Source organism: Paenarthrobacter sp. 22069 (genome assembly GCF_052046035.1).
In the GTDB taxonomy this organism is placed as follows: Bacteria; Actinomycetota; Actinomycetes; order Actinomycetales; family Micrococcaceae; genus Arthrobacter.
The window spans coordinates 61464-76373 of record NZ_JBQEQF010000008.1 but is presented as its reverse complement, the minus strand read 5'-3'; the positions used below and the strand labels follow the sequence as shown (position 1 = coordinate 76373).

The 14910-nt window shown below is 67.5% G+C and carries 14 protein-coding genes and 1 riboswitch; of the genes, 8 read left to right on the top strand and 6 right to left on the bottom strand.

The genetic code is table 11. From position 1 onward, the window contains the following. Nucleotides 1–11 precede the first annotated feature (11 nt). The 3 genes from ACTJK0_RS08395 to thiO all read right to left on the bottom strand — a co-directional run bounded on the left by ACTJK0_RS08395 (nt 12) and on the right by thiO (nt 2363). Nucleotides 12–824, bottom strand: coding sequence for a thiazole synthase (locus tag ACTJK0_RS08395; RefSeq protein WP_440744873.1), 813 nt, complete (start codon nt 822–824; stop codon nt 12–14). A gap of 4 nt (nt 825–828) precedes the next feature. Continuing rightward, nucleotides 829–1065, bottom strand: a complete 237-nt coding sequence (gene thiS / locus ACTJK0_RS08390) for a sulfur carrier protein ThiS (protein ID WP_110541182.1) — start codon at nt 1063–1065, stop codon at nt 829–831. Then, nucleotides 1062–2363: a glycine oxidase ThiO gene (thiO, locus tag ACTJK0_RS08385; RefSeq protein WP_440744872.1), complete on the bottom strand. Its 1302-nt coding sequence runs from the start codon at nt 2361–2363 to the stop codon at nt 1062–1064. The genes thiS and thiO overlap by 4 nt, the downstream gene beginning before the upstream one ends. Continuing rightward, nucleotides 2356–2474: riboswitch (TPP riboswitch) on the bottom strand. Its footprint overlaps the gene before it by 8 nt. Before the next feature lie 27 nt (nt 2475–2501). On the opposite strand from thiO, the gene thiE reads away from it, so the two are divergent. The 4 genes from thiE (at nt 2502) to ACTJK0_RS08365 (ending at nt 7633) form a co-directional block, all read left to right on the top strand. Then, nucleotides 2502–3236 (top strand): thiamine phosphate synthase, encoded by a 735-nt coding sequence (gene thiE / locus ACTJK0_RS08380; RefSeq protein WP_440744871.1) that lies wholly within the window; start codon nt 2502–2504, stop codon nt 3234–3236. Nucleotides 3237–3272: 36 nt separating this feature from the next. Continuing rightward, nucleotides 3273–4790 carry an RNB domain-containing ribonuclease gene (locus tag ACTJK0_RS08375; RefSeq protein ID WP_440744870.1) on the top strand — a complete coding sequence of 506 codons (1518 nt, stop codon included), beginning with the start codon at nt 3273–3275 and terminating at the stop codon, nt 4788–4790. A 290-nt stretch (nt 4791–5080) separates the two neighbouring features. After that, on the top strand, nt 5081–6751 hold the full coding sequence (locus ACTJK0_RS08370; protein WP_440744869.1) for a DEAD/DEAH box helicase: 1671 nt from the start codon (nt 5081–5083) through the stop codon (nt 6749–6751). A 9-nt stretch (nt 6752–6760) separates the two neighbouring features. Continuing rightward, nucleotides 6761–7633: a DNA-methyltransferase gene (locus tag ACTJK0_RS08365; RefSeq protein WP_440744868.1), complete on the top strand. Its 873-nt coding sequence runs from the start codon at nt 6761–6763 to the stop codon at nt 7631–7633. Here ACTJK0_RS08365 and ACTJK0_RS08360 read toward each other — a convergent pair. After that, complete coding sequence (locus ACTJK0_RS08360; protein ID WP_440744867.1) at nt 7630–8478, bottom strand: PHP domain-containing protein; 849 nt, start codon at nt 8476–8478, stop codon at nt 7630–7632. The genes ACTJK0_RS08365 and ACTJK0_RS08360 overlap by 4 nt on opposite strands. A gap of 66 nt (nt 8479–8544) precedes the next feature. Here ACTJK0_RS08360 and ACTJK0_RS08355 point away from each other — a divergent pair, with 66 nt between their 5' ends. Continuing rightward, nucleotides 8545–10119, top strand: a complete 1575-nt coding sequence (locus ACTJK0_RS08355) for an aminopeptidase P family protein (RefSeq protein WP_440744866.1) — start codon at nt 8545–8547, stop codon at nt 10117–10119. A 101-nt stretch (nt 10120–10220) separates the two neighbouring features. Here ACTJK0_RS08355 and ACTJK0_RS08350 read toward each other — a convergent pair whose 3' ends face one another. Continuing rightward, entirely contained in the window at nt 10221–11213 is a 993-nt protein-coding gene (locus ACTJK0_RS08350) for a general stress protein (RefSeq protein ID WP_440744865.1), read from the bottom strand. 77 nt (nt 11214–11290) lie between these two features. Here ACTJK0_RS08350 and ACTJK0_RS08345 point away from each other — a divergent pair, with 77 nt between their 5' ends. From ACTJK0_RS08345 to ACTJK0_RS08335, 3 genes are read left to right on the top strand one after another with little or no spacing between them, the layout of a single operon-like run. Continuing rightward, nucleotides 11291–12574: a magnesium transporter MgtE N-terminal domain-containing protein gene (locus tag ACTJK0_RS08345; protein ID WP_056334647.1), complete on the top strand. Its 1284-nt coding sequence runs from the start codon at nt 11291–11293 to the stop codon at nt 12572–12574. Beyond that, nucleotides 12558–13250, top strand: a complete 693-nt coding sequence (locus ACTJK0_RS08340; protein WP_440744864.1) for a DUF1003 domain-containing protein — start codon at nt 12558–12560, stop codon at nt 13248–13250. The genes ACTJK0_RS08345 and ACTJK0_RS08340 overlap by 17 nt, the downstream gene beginning before the upstream one ends. 56 nt (nt 13251–13306) lie before the next feature. Next, entirely contained in the window at nt 13307–14464 is a 1158-nt protein-coding gene (locus tag ACTJK0_RS08335; RefSeq protein ID WP_440744863.1) for an Mrp/NBP35 family ATP-binding protein, read from the top strand. Nucleotides 14465–14476: 12 nt separating this feature from the next. On the opposite strand, the gene ACTJK0_RS08330 is transcribed toward ACTJK0_RS08335, so the two are convergent. After that, nucleotides 14477–14878: a Sec-independent protein translocase TatB gene (locus ACTJK0_RS08330; RefSeq protein WP_110541192.1), complete on the bottom strand. Its 402-nt coding sequence runs from the start codon at nt 14876–14878 to the stop codon at nt 14477–14479. Nucleotides 14879–14910 lie beyond the last annotated feature (32 nt).

The following is a 14910-nucleotide window of genomic DNA, read 5'->3' as shown; positions in this document are numbered from 1 at the left end:
ACGGCCCGGGGCTAGAGGAACTCGGCCCGCCCCTCCATCGCGGACGAGGCCAGGGCGTGCTCCCTGCGCGGTATGCGGCCGGCTGCCCTGGCCATCCTGCCGGCCATCACGGCATGCTTGAACGCCTCGCCCATGAGCACGGGGTTCTGGGCGCGCGTCACGGCTGTGGCCAGCAGAACGGCGTCACAGCCAAGCTCCATGGCCAGCGCGGCGTCCGAGGCCGTGCCGATGCCGGCGTCCAGGACCACGGGCACCGAGGCACGGGAGACGATGAGCTCGATGTTGTGCGGGTTCAGGATCCCCAACCCGGTGCCGATGGGGGCGCCCAGCGGCATGACCGCGGTGGCGCCCAGGTTTTCCAGCCGCAGCGCGAGCACGGGATCGTCGTTGGTGTAGGCGAAGACTTTGAAGCCGCGGTTGACCAGCTGTTCCGTGGCGTCCACGAGTTCCACGGCGTCCGGCAGGAGGGTTTGTTCGTCCGCGATGACTTCCAGCTTCACCCAGTCCGTCTCCAGGGCTTCACGGGCCAGTTCCGCCGTGAGGATGGCGTCCCTGGCGGTGAAGCAGCCGGCGGTGTTGGGCAGTACCCGGATTCCATGGTCCACCAGCAGCTGGAACAAGGAACCGGTCTCGGCCGTGGAGTAGCGGCGCATGGCCACCGTGGTCAGCGCGGTCCCGGAGGCCAGGAGCGCAGCGCCCAGGCCATCGAGGCTGGGCGCACCGCCGGTGCCCATGATGAGCCGGGATTCGAGGGCGACGCCGTCGATCACCAAGGAGTCGCCGGCGCCGGTGCCGGTGGAGCAGATGGTGTTGGTTTCGGTCATGGCGTCAGCCTCCCTGTACTGCTGTAACGAGTTCGATGTCGTCGCCTTCGGCGAGCGCCGTGGCGAACCACTGGCTCCGCGGCACCACCTGGGCGTTGTGTGCGACGGCGACGCCCAATTTGCCGCCGTCCGTCGCCTGGCCGTTCTCGGCAAGCGGGCGTCCGGTGACCTGGCTGACGAGCGCGGTGATGGAGGCGCCGTCGGCCACGTGGTGCGGTTTTCCGTTGAGGATGATGTTCACGCTGTCTCCTTGATGTGCGGGCTTGTGCCGGCCGTCACCGGCCTGGAAAAGCGGTCCGGGCTGAAGGGCGCCCAGCGGGGATCGGCCTTTCCGTCCAGCAGTCCGGTGCAGATTGCTGCGGCGGCAGGGGTGAGCAGGACGCCGTGCCGGAAAAATCCTGTGGCGATGATGAGCCCCGGAACGTGGCCTGCGCTGGTGGCGTCCGGGCCGGAAGCCACCTGTACCCGGCCCAGCAGAGGGGCGTTGTCGGGGGTTCCGGGACGGGCACGGGCAGTGGATTCGAGCAGTTCAAGTTCGGCGACGGCGGGCACCAGCGCCTGGGCATCGCGCAGCAGCTGGTAAACACCGCCGGCGCTGACGGCGTCAGAGAGGGCATCCTCCCGCTGGGTAGCGCCGATCACCACGGTGCTGTCCTGCCGGGGAACGATGTACACCGGCACGCCGTGAACCAGGCCGCGCACCGTTGAGGTCACCAGGGGCCGAAGATGTCCGGGAACGGCCAGGCGGAGGATGTCCCCGTGGACGGGCCGCAGTGGCAGCTCAAGCCCGTCCGGCAGGCCACCAAGCGCCCCCGCCTGCAGCCCGTTGGCGACGACGGTTTCCGCGGCCAGGACGGTCCCGCCGCCGGACAGGCTGACGCCCGCAACGGTTGGGCCCTCCCACAACAGCCCTGCGGCCCGGCCCGGCACGGCAAAGCCCTGCACCGCCCCGGCGACGGAGAGTTCCGGGTTTCCCTGCGCGGCGCCGGCGAGGGCCAGCCGCAGGGCCAGGACCAGCCGCCTCGGATCCACCTGGTGGTCCGATGGGGTATCCATGGCGCAGGCGATGGCCGGGCTGAGGAGCGGCTCGCGCTTCCGGGCCTCCCGCACCGTCAGGGGCTCCACCGCCAGGCCGTTGGCCTGCTGGACGGTCCGCAGGTCCATCAGTGCACGCCGGTCGGCGGCGTCGGCACCCACGGCGAGTGTCGACGTCGTCAGGTATCCGCAGTCCTCGCCCGTTGCAGCGGCAACGCGGGCAGCGAAGGCCGGCCAGCGTGATGCGGAATCGAGCATAAGTTCCAGGAGGTCCTCCTCCTGGTAGTGCAGTTCGCTGACGGGGGCAAGCATGCCCGCGGCTGCCCAACTGGCGCCTGTACCCGGCGCATCGTCGATGACGACGACGGAGCGCCCGGACCGCTGCACTTCCCAGGCAATCCCGTGCCCCACCACTCCCCCGCCGATGACGGCGACGTCGGCGCGGACGCTGGAATTGGCGGAGGGGTCCGCCGCCCCGGGAAAACTGTCTAAGGGGGTGCGCATCTGGTTCCTTCCCTACGCCGGCATTAACCGGATCAGGTCAAGCGGTCGGCTCTGACGCCCTCTCAGCCCGGCGCTTTGTGACAGCTGCCGCGGGCTCCCGCAGTACCAGCCCAGTTTAGAGGAACTAGGCTTGCAGGCATGAATGTGTCCACCTCATCCTTCCCTGCCGGTCCGCACGCCCCGGCCACCGAAGTTGTCAATGCACGGGACAACGACGCGCTCAAGGCGGCCCGCCTGTACCTCTGCACCGATGCGCGCCGGGACCAAGGCGACTTCGCCGGGTTCGTGGACGCGGCATTCACCGGCGGCGTGGACATCATCCAGCTGCGGGACAAGGCCATCGAGGCCGCCGAGGAACTGGACCTGCTGGCCATCCTGAAGGAGACGGCAGTCAGGCACGGCAAGTTGTGGGCCGTCAACGACCGGGCGGACATTGCGGTGTTGTCCGGGGCGCCGGTATTCCACGTCGGCCAGAAGGACCTGCCCCTTCCGGCGGCGCGCACCCTGGTCAACGGCAACGCAGCCATCGGGCTTTCCAGCCACACCCCGGAGCAGGTGGACGCTGCCTTGGCGGCCACCGCAGGCCCGTCAGGCCTGGACTACTTCTGCGTCGGGCCGGTCTGGGCCACGCCCACCAAACCCGGCAGGTCCGCCGTCGGGACCGGGCTGGTGGAATATGCCGCCGAAGCCTCGCGTCAGGCCGGGGAGCCGGTGCCGTGGTTCGCCATCGGCGGGATCGATCACGGCAACGTCCGGCAGGTGGCGGAAGCGGGTGCACGCAGGATCGTGGTGGTCCGGGCCATCACCGGGGCCTCCGATCCCGCGGCCGCTGCGGCGTCTCTCGTCGACGCGCTGGACGCCGCCGCCTCCTGATGCCATATCCGTGGACTTGGAGCTAGGCTGATTTTTGTGTCACACCATCGGCTGGCCCCCAACGTCCATGACCACAGGAACGCCCTGGAAGAGGCGTTGGGCCAGCTGCGCACCGAACTGGAACTGCCGGGCCCGTATCCGGCGGATGCCGTTGAGGATGCCCGCGCTGCCGTGGCGGCGCTGGAGCTGCCGTCCTACGACCTGACGGCCGTCGAATTCATCACCATCGATCCCGCATCGTCCACGGACTTGGACCAGGCGGTGTTCATCGAGCAGGACGGGAACGGCTACCGCGTGCTGTACGCGATTGCCGACGTCCCGGCGTTCGTGGTTCCCGGTGGCCCCCTCGATGCGGAAACGCGGCGCCGGGGCCAGACGTTCTACGCGCCGGACGGGCGCATCCCGCTGCACCCGGAAGTCATCAGCGAAGGGGCCGGGAGCCTGCTGCCCGGACAGGACTGTTCAGCCTTCGTCTGGGACTTCACGCTCGGCGACGACGCGGGCGTGCTGTCCGTAGGTGTCCGGCGTGCCAAAATCCGCAGCCGCGACAAGCTCAGCTACAAGGGCGCCCAGGCAGACCTCGACGCAGGAACCGCTTCCCCGGTGCTGAAGCTGCTGCGCGAGGTGGGCCTAAAACGGGTGGCACTTGAACGGGCACGCGAAGGGGCCAGCCTCAACATGCCCGAGCAGGAGATTGTGCAACTGCCCGACGGCGGCTACCGCATCGACGCCGTACCGCAGCTTCCGGTGGAGGACTGGAACGCGCAGATCTCGCTGATGACGGGAATGGCCGCAGCGCAGCTGATGCTGGAGGGCAAGGTGGGCATCCTGCGCACCATGCCGGCTCCGGACGAGCGGAGCCTGAAGCACTTCCGGCTCCAGACCGAGGCACTGGGCAAGCCCTGGGACGGCCACGCCAGCTACGGCGAGTACCTGCGGTCGCTGGATCCCACCGATCCGCGCCAGCTGGCGATCATGCATTCGGCCGGCATGCTGTTCCGCGGCGCGTCCTATACCGCCTTCGACGGCAGCGTCCCCGAGGACGGCATCCAATCCGCCATCGGCGCTGCCTACGCCCACACCACTGCACCCCTCCGCCGGCTGGTGGACCGCTTCGTGCTGGTCATCTGCGAGGCCCTGAGCAACGGCGGCGATGTTCCCGGCTGGGCCCGCGAGGCCCTTCCGCTGCTGCCGGGCATCATGGCCGGCTCGGACCAGCTGGCCTCCCGCATGGAGCGCCTTGCCCTGGACACCGTTGAGGCGGCGCTGCTGCTGAACCACATTGGGCAGGAGTTCGACGCAATCGTCATTTCGGGTTCCAAGCCCCAAAACGGGAACGGGAACGTCTCCGGCGCCGGCTCCGGCAACGGGAACGCCAAAAATGGCAACGGCAAGAACGGCAACGGCAATGGAAGCTCTGGCATTATCCAGATTGCCGAACCCGCCGTGACCGCGCGCTGCGCCGGCGAGTTGGAATCCGGCACCAAGGTCCGCGTGCGGCTGGTTTCGTCGGACATCACCACCCGCCAGGTCCACTTCGAGCTGGTTTCCTGAGGCTCCAGCGGGCGCAGCAGGCGGGGCGAAAAGTGTTTCCGCGCCCGTACGGCTAGACTGGGAGGGTAGAAACTGGATGCCCGGTCGTTGATTTCCTGAATTAGAAACCAACAAGCCCGCCCCTACGCGATCTTGAGATTTGCCCGCTGGTCACCAGTGCCAGCATTAGATAGCCCGCGATCGGCTTCCACTGGAATTGCTTGCGCGCCTGAGCGTGCTCCGGAGCGGCCACACTGGCCGGCCCGTTGAGCAGGCGGCGCCAATGCCTAAATGAATAAGGAAACTCCCCTGTGAGTGAATTGCATACCCACCAGCTTCTGAGCGACGCGTCCGGCACGGAGACCATCGAGCCGGAAGAAACCATCATCTCCGACGAAAAGCCGCATGAGATCGCGGAAAAGTCCTTCTCGGACTACAACGTCCGCCAGGACATCGTCGAATCCCTGGCTGACGCCGGCATCACCCACCCCTTCCCCATCCAGGCCATGACCCTGCCGGTGGCCCTGGGCGGCCACGACATCATCGGCCAGGCCAAGACCGGCACCGGCAAGACTCTGGGCTTCGGCATTCCGGCCCTGCAGCGCGTCATCGGACAGGACGATCCCGGCTACGCCAAGCTCGCCGTCCCGGGAGCCCCCCAGGCCCTGGTCATCGTTCCCACCCGTGAACTGGCCGTGCAGGTTGCCGGGGACCTTGTCACGGCATCGCGGAAGCGCAACGCCAGGATCGCCACCATCTACGGCGGACGCGCCTACGAGCCGCAGGTCGAAGCACTGAAGCAGGGCGTCGAGGTAGTGGTCGGCACCCCCGGCCGCCTGATCGACCTCTACAAGCAGAAGCACCTGAGCCTGAAGAACGTCAAGATCGTGGTGCTGGACGAGGCCGACGAGATGCTGGACCTGGGCTTCCTCCCGGATGTGGAGACGCTCATCGCGGCAACTCCCGCCGTGCGCCAGACGCTCCTGTTCTCCGCCACCATGCCCGGGCCGGTCATCGCCATGGCCCGCCGCTACATGACCCAGCCCACGCATATCCGCGCGGCGGATCCCGAGGACGAGGGACTGACCAAGCGCGACATCCGCCAGCTGATCTACCGCGCGCACAGCATGGACAAGACCGAAGTGGTGGCCCGCATCCTGCAGGCCCGCGGCCGCGGCCGGACCATCATCTTCACCAAGACCAAGCGCACCGCAGCCAAGGTGGCCGAGGAACTCGTGGACCGTGGCTTCGCGGCCGCCGCCATCCACGGTGACCTGGGCCAGGGCGCCCGGGAGCAGGCGCTGCGGGCGTTCCGCAACAACAAGGTGGACGTCCTGGTGGCCACGGACGTCGCCGCGCGCGGCATCGACGTCGAAGACGTCACCCACGTCATCAACTACCAGTGCGTGGAAGACGAGAAAATCTACCTGCACCGGGTGGGCCGGACCGGCCGCGCCGGCAACAAGGGCACCGCCGTCACGTTCGTGGACTGGGACGACATGCCGCGCTGGGGCCTGATCAACAAGGCGCTGGGGCTGAGCGTGCCGGAGCCCGTCGAAACCTACTCCTCCTCGCCGCACCTCTACACCGACCTCGACATCCCCGAGGGCACCAAAGGCCGGCTGCCCCGCGACAAGCGGACCCTGGCCGGTGTCGACGCCGAGGTGCTTGAGGACCTGGGCGAGACGGGCAAGAAGAACAGCCGCGACGGCGGCCGGTCACGGGACAGGGACGGCCGTGGACGGGAAGACCGCAGCGGAAACCGCGCAGGTGGCCGCAGCGCCGGCGACACCAAGCGCAGCGGCGAGCGCCGCCGTCGTACGCCTGACTCCGCCGCCCCTGCCAGCGAGGCCGTTGCCCCCGCAACCGAGGGCGAACAGCCCTCGCGGACCCGCCGGCCCCGGACCCGCACCCGCCGCCGCAACGGGGAAGTGGTGGCAGGTGCCGACAAGGGCACGCAACCTGGCACGTCCGAGGGCTAACTGCCGGAGATGACTGACACTGTTTGGGCGCCGGACGGCGGCAGCCTGGTGGTGCATGCGGACAACGCTGCATACCTCCCCACGCTGCCGGACGGCGCCTTCACACTCATTTATGTGGATCCGCCCTTCAACACGGGCAGGCCGCAGCAGCGCCAGGAAACCCGGATGGTGGTGAACGCCGGCGGCAGCGGGGACCGGGTCGGCTTCAAGGGCCGCTCCTACGACACCATCAAGGGTGCCTTGCACCGCTACGACGATGCCTTCAGCGACTATTGGTCCTTCCTGGAACCCCGGCTGGTGGAAGCGTGGCGGCTGCTCGCCGATGACGGGACGCTCTACCTCCACCTGGACTACCGCGAGGTGCATTACGCCAAGGTCATGCTGGATGCCATCTTTGGCCGCGAGTGCTTCCTGAACGAGATCATCTGGGCCTATGACTACGGCGCGCGCGCGAAAAACCGCTGGCCCACCAAGCACGACAACATCCTCGTCTACGTGAAGAACCCCGCGAAGTACCATTTCGACAGCGCCGAGGTGGACCGGGAGCCGTACATGGCGCCGGGTCTGGTGACGCCTGCCAAGCGTGAACTTGGGAAGCTGCCCACCGACGTCTGGTGGCACACCATCGTTTCGCCCACCGGCAAGGAAAAGACGGGCTACCCCACGCAGAAGCCCGAGGGCCTGGTCCGGCGGGTGGTGGCCGCTTCGAGCCGGCCCGGTGACTGGTGCCTGGACTTCTTCGCCGGCTCCGGCACGCTCGGCGCGGTTGCCGCCAAGCTGGGCCGGAAATTCGTGTGCGTGGACCAGAACCAGCCGGCCATCGACATCATGGCCAAACGGCTCGGCGCGCACGCCACCCTGACCGGCTTCCGGTCCAGCTAGGGGCGGACGACGGCGGCCCCCGTACCGAGTGCCTCGATCCGTGCCAGCATGTCGGGAGCGGTGAGGTTTTCCCCGAGCAGGTTCGGTTTGCCCGTGCCGTGGTAGTCCGATGATCCCGTGACCAGCAGGTGGTGCGTGGCTGCGAGCTTCCGGAGGAATCCCCTGCCCTCTTCGGGGTTGTCCCGGTGGTCGATCTCCAGGCCCGCCAGGCCGGCGTCGATCATGTCGTGGTAGGTCCGCTCCCCCACGATGCGTCCCCGTGCGGACGCCACGGGGTGGGCGAAGACGGGAACGCCCCCGGCGGCACGGACCAGTTCGACGGCCGTGGCGGGGTCCGGCGCATAGTGCGGGATGAAGTACCTGGACCGCGAGGTGAGGATGGAGGCGAAGGCCTCGGAGCGGTCCTCCACCACGCCGGCGGCGACAAGGGCATCAGCGATATGCGGCCGCCCAAGGGTGGCGCCGGGTGCCACGTGGTGGATCACGTCGTCCCAGGTGAGGGGATAATCCTCCGCCAGGATCGTGACCATCCGTTCGGCCCGGGTCAGGCGGGAATCCTTGGCCTTGGTGATTTCCTCCAGGAGGCCCGGATGGTTGGGATCATGCAGGTAGCTCAGGAGGTGGACGCTGATGCCTTCCTCTGTCCGGCATGAAACCTCCATGCCCGGAACCAGGGCCACGCCGTACTGTACGGCGGCGGCAGCGGCCTCGTCCCACCCTGCCGTTGAGTCATGGTCGGTCAGGGCCACCACGTCCAGCCCGGCCCGGGCGGCGGACGCCATGACATCGGCCGGGGTCTCGGTGCCGTCGGAGACGTTGGAGTGGGCATGCAGGTCAATCCTCACTTATCCAGCGTAGTGGACGGCACTGCCGTGTTCGCTTAGCCGGGACGCTGGTGAGACGATGGTGCCGTGAACGATGCCGAAAACACCCATAACTCTGCTTCCCAGCCGCTGGAGGAGCGCGTCAACAACCGCTCGCAGCGGCCCAGTTCCAACGCCTTCAAGGCCTTCATGGCCAGCAACTGGGCGCCGTCCAGCCAGGAGCTTCCCCGGCGCGATGCCGTCGCCGGTTACGCCGCGAACCGGCGCAAGGCGGTCTCGGCCCAGTTCAAGGGCGAACGCCTGGTCATCCCTGCGGGGCCGCTCAAGGTCCGTTCCAACGACTGCGACTACCGCTTCCGCCCGCACTCGGGCTTCGCGCACCTGACAGGCCTCGGCCTGGACCACGAGCCGGACGCCGTCCTGATTCTGGAACCGGTACAGGAGGGAACGGGCGACGACGGCGCGAACCACCGGGCGACGCTCTACTTCCGCCCGCTGGCCGGCAGGGACACGGAACAGTTCTACGCGGACTCCCGCTCCGGGGAATTCTGGGTCGGCGCCCGCCCCACCCTTGAAGAGTTCGAGGCCCGGCTCGGACTCGCCACCGCCCACATTGATGAGCTGGAAACGGCCATCACCAAAGATGTGGGTGCCCCGGAAATCGGCGGCATCTCCATCCGCCTCGTCCGCAAGGTGGACGAGAACATCGACGCCCTGGTGGACACCGCCCGCTACAACACGGCACGGGACCCGGAGAACCTGGACCTCGCCGTCCTGGATGCCCTGGACGAAAAGCTCAGCGAGGCACTTTCCGAACTGCGCCTGCTCAAGGATGAGTGGGAAATCGAGGAAATGAAGATCGCCGTGGCCGCCACGGTCGAAGGGTTCGAGGAAGTGGTCAAGGCCTTGCCGCGGGCCCTTACCCATGACCGCGGCGAGCGGGTGGTGGAGGGCGCTTTCTTCGCCCGCGCCCGCGAGGCAGGCAATGAGCTGGGCTATGACACCATCGCTGCGTCCGGCAACAACGCCACCGTGCTGCACTGGACCCGCAATACTGGCCGCATCCACGCCGGCGAGCTGCTGCTGCTTGACGCCGGTGTAGAGGCGGACTCGCTCTACACGGCAGACATCACGCGGACGCTTCCGGCCACCGGCACCTTCAGTGACATCCAGCGCAAGGTCTACCAGGCCGTCCTCGATGCCGCCGACGCCGGCTTTGCCGCTGCCAGGCCGGGAACCAAGTTCCGCGACATCCACACAGCGGCCACCACGGTCCTGGCCGAGCGTCTGTCGGAATGGGGCATCCTGCCCGTCAGCGTGGAGGAAGCGATCAGCCCGGAGGGGCAGCAGCACCGCCGTTGGATGCCGCACGGGACCAGCCACCACCTGGGCCTGGACGTGCATGACTGCGCACAGGCCAGGCGCGAGCTCTACCTGGACGGTGTCCTCACCGAGGGCATGGTGTTCACCATCGAGCCCGGCCTGTACTTCAAGAAGGAAGACCTGGCGATTCCGGAGGAATACCGGGGCATCGGCGTCCGGATCGAAGACGACATCCTGATGACCGCAGACGGCCCCGTCAACCTCAGCGCCGCCCTGCCGCGCAAGGCTGAAGACGTGGAGGACTGGATGGCCGGCATCTACCGGACCGAAGAAGCCTGAGTCCAGCCAGGCAACAAAGAGCGGGGCCGCNTCCGGCGGCCCCGCTCTTTTGTCTTTTGTACAGGCGTCAGGCTTCCTGGACCAGGATGGTCCCGGCCCTGTTACTGCCGGTGTTCCCCACGGTGCTGGTCCCCGTCGGGACCACGGTGGTCGTCTTCCTGGTGTTCCCCGCTGTCCGCCGCGCGCTGCTCAACACCGGGCCCCGCTGCTTGCCCCATGCCTGCCTGGCCGGCCTCTGCGGCAGGGCCGTGGGGCAGACGGACGCCGTACTGCGGGCGGCCGTCCGGCAGGTCGGGGTAGCGGACGGAACGGACCGGCTGCGCCGGCTGCTGGCCGCCGTGCTGCTGGCCGCCGTGCTGCTGGCCGGCTTCGTCCTGGTAGCCACGGCCGTCCTGGCCTGGTCCGCCCTGGACTGGCCCGCCCTGCGATGTGCCGTCCTGGGCTGAGGAGCCGGAGGACCGCTGGCCGTAGGGGTCGTTCCAGCCTGCGGGACGGGCCGGGCCCTGTTCCTGCCCCGGCTGGTGCTGGTAGGGCTGGTTGTAGTAGTCCTGCTGCGTGTACGGGCCGTGGGTGGCTGCCGCATCGGAACGGGACATGGGAAGCTGCTGCAGCAGCCGCCGCGCCTCGTGGGCGGCCTCGGGCGCCACGATCACGTCGTAGCTGGTGGCCACCACCTGGCTGGTGGACGTAAAGTCCCGCTTTCCGCGCTGCATGGCGTAGGTGACGATGCCGAACAACATAAAGAACGCCGCACCCATCAGTACGGAGGTCATGATGGAGAAGTACCCGGGCGACGGGGCGAAGAAGGACAGCATGACGCCCACGAACAGGCCGAACCACATGCCGCTGAGCGCTCCCGACAGCGCCACCCGAGGGTAGCTCAGGCGCCCCGTAACCCGCTCCACCATCTTCAGTTCGTTGCCCACGATGGACACCATCTGGACCGGGAACTGCTGGTCCGCCAGGTAGTCGACCGCTTTCTGGGCGTCGAGGTAGGAAGTGTAGGAGCCTACGGTGTCACCGGTGGGAACAGCCCGGGCATCGTCCGGTCCGTTCGCGGCGCCGGCCTTGGGAGCACCAAAAATGTTAGACATAACCCCATTCTTGCCCATCAAGGTGGGTGCTGCCTGTAAATTCAGCTAAAAGAGAGCAGACTCGGTAGCCTGTAGTGGTGAGCACAACACCTACCCGCGTCTTCGTGGCACGCCTGCTGGGCCTGGACGTCTTCGACCCGCTGGGCGACCGTCTGGGCCGGCTGCGTGACGTTGTTGTGCTGTCCAGGGGAACCCAGGGAGCCCCGCACGTAGTGGGCATCGTGGTGGAAGTTCCGGGGAAAAAACGGGTCTTCGTGCCAATGACGCGCATCACCTCGATCGACCAGACCCAGATCATCTGCACGGGCCTGGTAAACCTGCGCCGCTTCGAGCAGCGCGGGGCGGAAACACTGGTAGTGGCCGAGATGTTCGACCGCCGTGTCACCCTCCGCGACGGCAGCGGGGACGCCACCATCGAAGACATCGCCATCGACCAGCACCGGTCGCGGGACTGGTTCGTGAGCAAGCTCTTTGTCCGCCGCGGCCACTCCCTGTCCCCCTTGAGCCGGCTGCGCCGCAACGAAACCCTGATCATCGACTGGGCAGACGCGCAGCAGGGACCCCGAACCGAACCGCAGGCCGCCACCCAGTTCGTAGCCAACCATGAGGACCTCAAACCTGCCGACTTTGCCGAGGCGCTGCAGGAAATGAGCGACAAACGCCGTTTCGAGGTGGCCAGCGAGCTGCAGGACGAGCGGCTCGCAGACGTGCTCCAGGAACTGCCCGAGGACGACCAGGTGGAAATCCTTTCCGCCCTGGATGTCCAGCGCGCCGCCGACGTCCTGGAGGAAATGGATCCCGACGACGCCGCCGACCTCCTCGGCGAACTGCCCTCCGCCCAGGCCGAGGAACTGCTCCAATTGATGGAGCCCGAGGGTGCCGAAGACGTCCGCCGGCTTCTTGAGTATGACGAGGACACTGCCGGCGGCCTGATGACCCCGGTACCGGTCATCCTTCCCCCGGAGGCCACCGTCGCCGAAGCCCTGGCACACGTCCGCCGGGAGGAGCTTTCCCCCGCCCTGGCCTCGTCGATCTTCATCGCCCGGCCGCCGCTCGAAACCCCCACGGGCCGGTTCCTGGGCGTGGTGCACATCCAGCAGCTGCTGCGGTTCCCTCCGTTCGAGGCACTGGGAAACCTGGTGGACAAGAACCTGGAGCCGTTGTCCGACCAGGCCCACATCAGTGAAGTGGCACGGACTTTGGCCACGTACAACCTGAACTCCCTCCCGGTGGTCAATGACGCCGGCCGGCTTGTGGGGGCGGTGACTGTTGATGACGTATTGGATCACTTGTTGCCGGACGACTGGCGCGCCCATGATGGCGAAGCCCCGATAAGAAGGCTCGGTGGCCGCATTGGCTGATAACAGCGCTCCGAAGAACCCCAACCAGCGGAACCTGGCCAACGCGGAATCGAAAGGCAGCCTTGACACACCCCTGAGCGCCCGCCAGCGGATCCTGCCCAAGTTCTCCCCCGACCCGGACGCGTTCGGGCACGCCACCGAGGGCTTTGCCCGGTTCATGGGCACCCCGCAGTTCCTGGTCTACATGACGGTGTTCTGCATCTTCTGGCTGGGCTGGAACACGTGGGCGCCCGTGGAATGGCAGTTCGACTCGAGGGACCTTGGCTTCACCCTGCTGACCCTGATGCTCTCGCTGCAGGCTTCCTACGCGGCGCCCCTCCTGCTGCTGGCGCAGAACCGGCAGGACGACCGCGACCGCGTTTCGGTGCAGCAGGACCGCCAGCGCGCCGAACGCAACCTCTCCGACACCGAGTACCTGACCCGGGAACTCGCCTCCCTGCGGATCGCGCTGCGCGAGGTTGCCACGCGCGACTATGTGCGGGCCGAGCTTCGCTCGCTCCTGGAGGACCTGCTCGAGGCCCAGGAGGAACTGCGGACCCATGACGACACGGGCCCGGGCTCGCACGAATCCCCCCGGGACAAGGTGAAGGACAAACTGCGTGAACAGCGGGACCGGCAACGCAGCCCGCGCACGCAGCAGATTCCCCGGGTCAAGCCAGGCCACTCTGCCCAATAACCCGCCAGGCCCCACCGGCCTGCCCCCGCAACTGCACGAAAGCCGAGGCTCCTCCCATGAGCGCCCCCATGGATCCCGCCACCTCCAGCACGGCCCCGCGGCCCGAAGCCGTCAATGACGCCCTGGCCACCGTCATCGACCCCGAACTCCGCCGCCCCATCACCGAACTGGGCATGGTGGACTCCGTGCACATCGCCGCAGACGGCAAAGTCACCGTGGCAGTCCTGCTGACCATTGCAGGCTGTCCACTGCGCGACACCATCACCGCAGATTCACAGAAGGCCCTCTCCGCCGTACCCGGCGTCACCGCCGTGGATGTTGAACTCAAGGTGATGGACCAGGCCCAGCGCGATGCCCTGAAGGAAAAGCTGCGCGGCGCCGGCGGCCAGCGGAAGATCCCGTTCAACGAGCCCGGGTCTCTGACCAAGGTCTATGCCGTGGCGAGCGGCAAGGGCGGCGTGGGCAAGTCCTCGGTCACGGTCAACCTGGCCACGGCCCTGGCAGCCCAGGGCCTGCGCGTGGGCATCGTGGATGCCGATGTGTACGGCTTCTCCGTTCCTGCCCTCATGGGCATCACGCAGCCGCCCACCCAGGTTGACGACATGATCCTGCCGCCCGTTGCCTTCGGGGTCAAGGTCATCTCCATAGGCATGTTCGTGACCGGCAACCAGCCCGTCGCCTGGCGGGGGCCCATGCTCCACCGGGCCCTTGAGCAGTTCCTCACCGACGTCTACTTCGGCGACCTGGACGCATTGTTCCTTGACCTTCCGCCCGGTACCGGCGACATCGCCATCTCTGTCGCCCAACTGCTGCCCAAAGCCGAAATCCTGGTGGTCACCACACCCCAGGCCGCCGCGGCCGACGTCGCAGAACGGGCGGGTGCGATTGCCACCCAGACGGGACAGACAATCGCCGGCGTCATCGAGAACATGTCCTACCTGGAGATGCCCGACGGCGGCCGGATGGAATTGTTCGGCAGTGGCGGCGGCGCGGTTCTCACCGAACGCCTCAGCGGAACGGTCGGGGCGGAGGTACCGTTGCTGGGGCAGATCCCGCTGGACATCAGGCTGCGGGAGGGCGGGGACGCCGGGCTTCCGATTGTCCTGGGGCAGCCGGACTCCCCGGCAGCTGCGGCCCTTGCCGGAATTGCCGGGCAGCTCGCTGCCAGGCCGCGTGGCCTGCCGGGAATGAAGCTGGGCCTGCAGCCGCGCTGAGGTTGTCGGGGCCTAGGTTGCTTCGGTGTCGAACGGGGCCGTTTCCCCCGGCGCCAGCCGTTCCACGACCCTTTCGGGCCGCTTGGGCGCCGAATCCGCCACCGCTGCGGCACCTGAAACGGCAGCCACGGCTGCCGGGGCACCGGAACTGACGGGTTTGGTGTCGTCGAGCAGTGCTTCCTTGATGATGCGGCGGGGATCGTATTGGCGGGGGTCGTACTTCTTCCAGTCGACATCGTCGATGTCGATGCCTACTTCTTCCTTGATCTGTTCACGCGCGCCGGAAGCCATCCGCCGAAGTTCCTTGACCAGGTTTGCAAGCTTCTGGGTATATTCGGGCAGCCTCTGGGGGCCGATCACCAGGACGCCAATGATCAGCAGAAGTATGAACTCCGGGCCGTTGATTCCAAACACTTTAGGAAGATTACCCTCTCCAGGCTGAGAGT

Bases quoted from the DNA above. Each gene is read 5' to 3' on its own strand.
- ACTJK0_RS08395 (WP_440744873.1), bottom strand. From the start codon at position 824: ATGACCGAAACCAACACCATCTGCTCCACCGGCACCGGCGCCGGCGAC.
- thiO (WP_440744872.1), bottom strand. From the start codon at position 2,363: ATGCGCACCCCCTTAGACAGTTTTCCCGGGGCGGCGGACCCCTCCGCC.
- thiE (WP_440744871.1), top strand. From the start codon at position 2,502: ATGAATGTGTCCACCTCATCCTTCCCTGCCGGTCCGCACGCCCCGGCC.
- ACTJK0_RS08365 (WP_440744868.1), top strand. From the start codon at position 6,761: ATGACTGACACTGTTTGGGCGCCGGACGGCGGCAGCCTGGTGGTGCAT.
- ACTJK0_RS08350 (WP_440744865.1), bottom strand. From the start codon at position 11,213: ATGTCTAACATTTTTGGTGCTCCCAAGGCCGGCGCCGCGAACGGACCG.
- ACTJK0_RS08335 (WP_440744863.1), top strand. From the start codon at position 13,307: ATGAGCGCCCCCATGGATCCCGCCACCTCCAGCACGGCCCCGCGGCCC.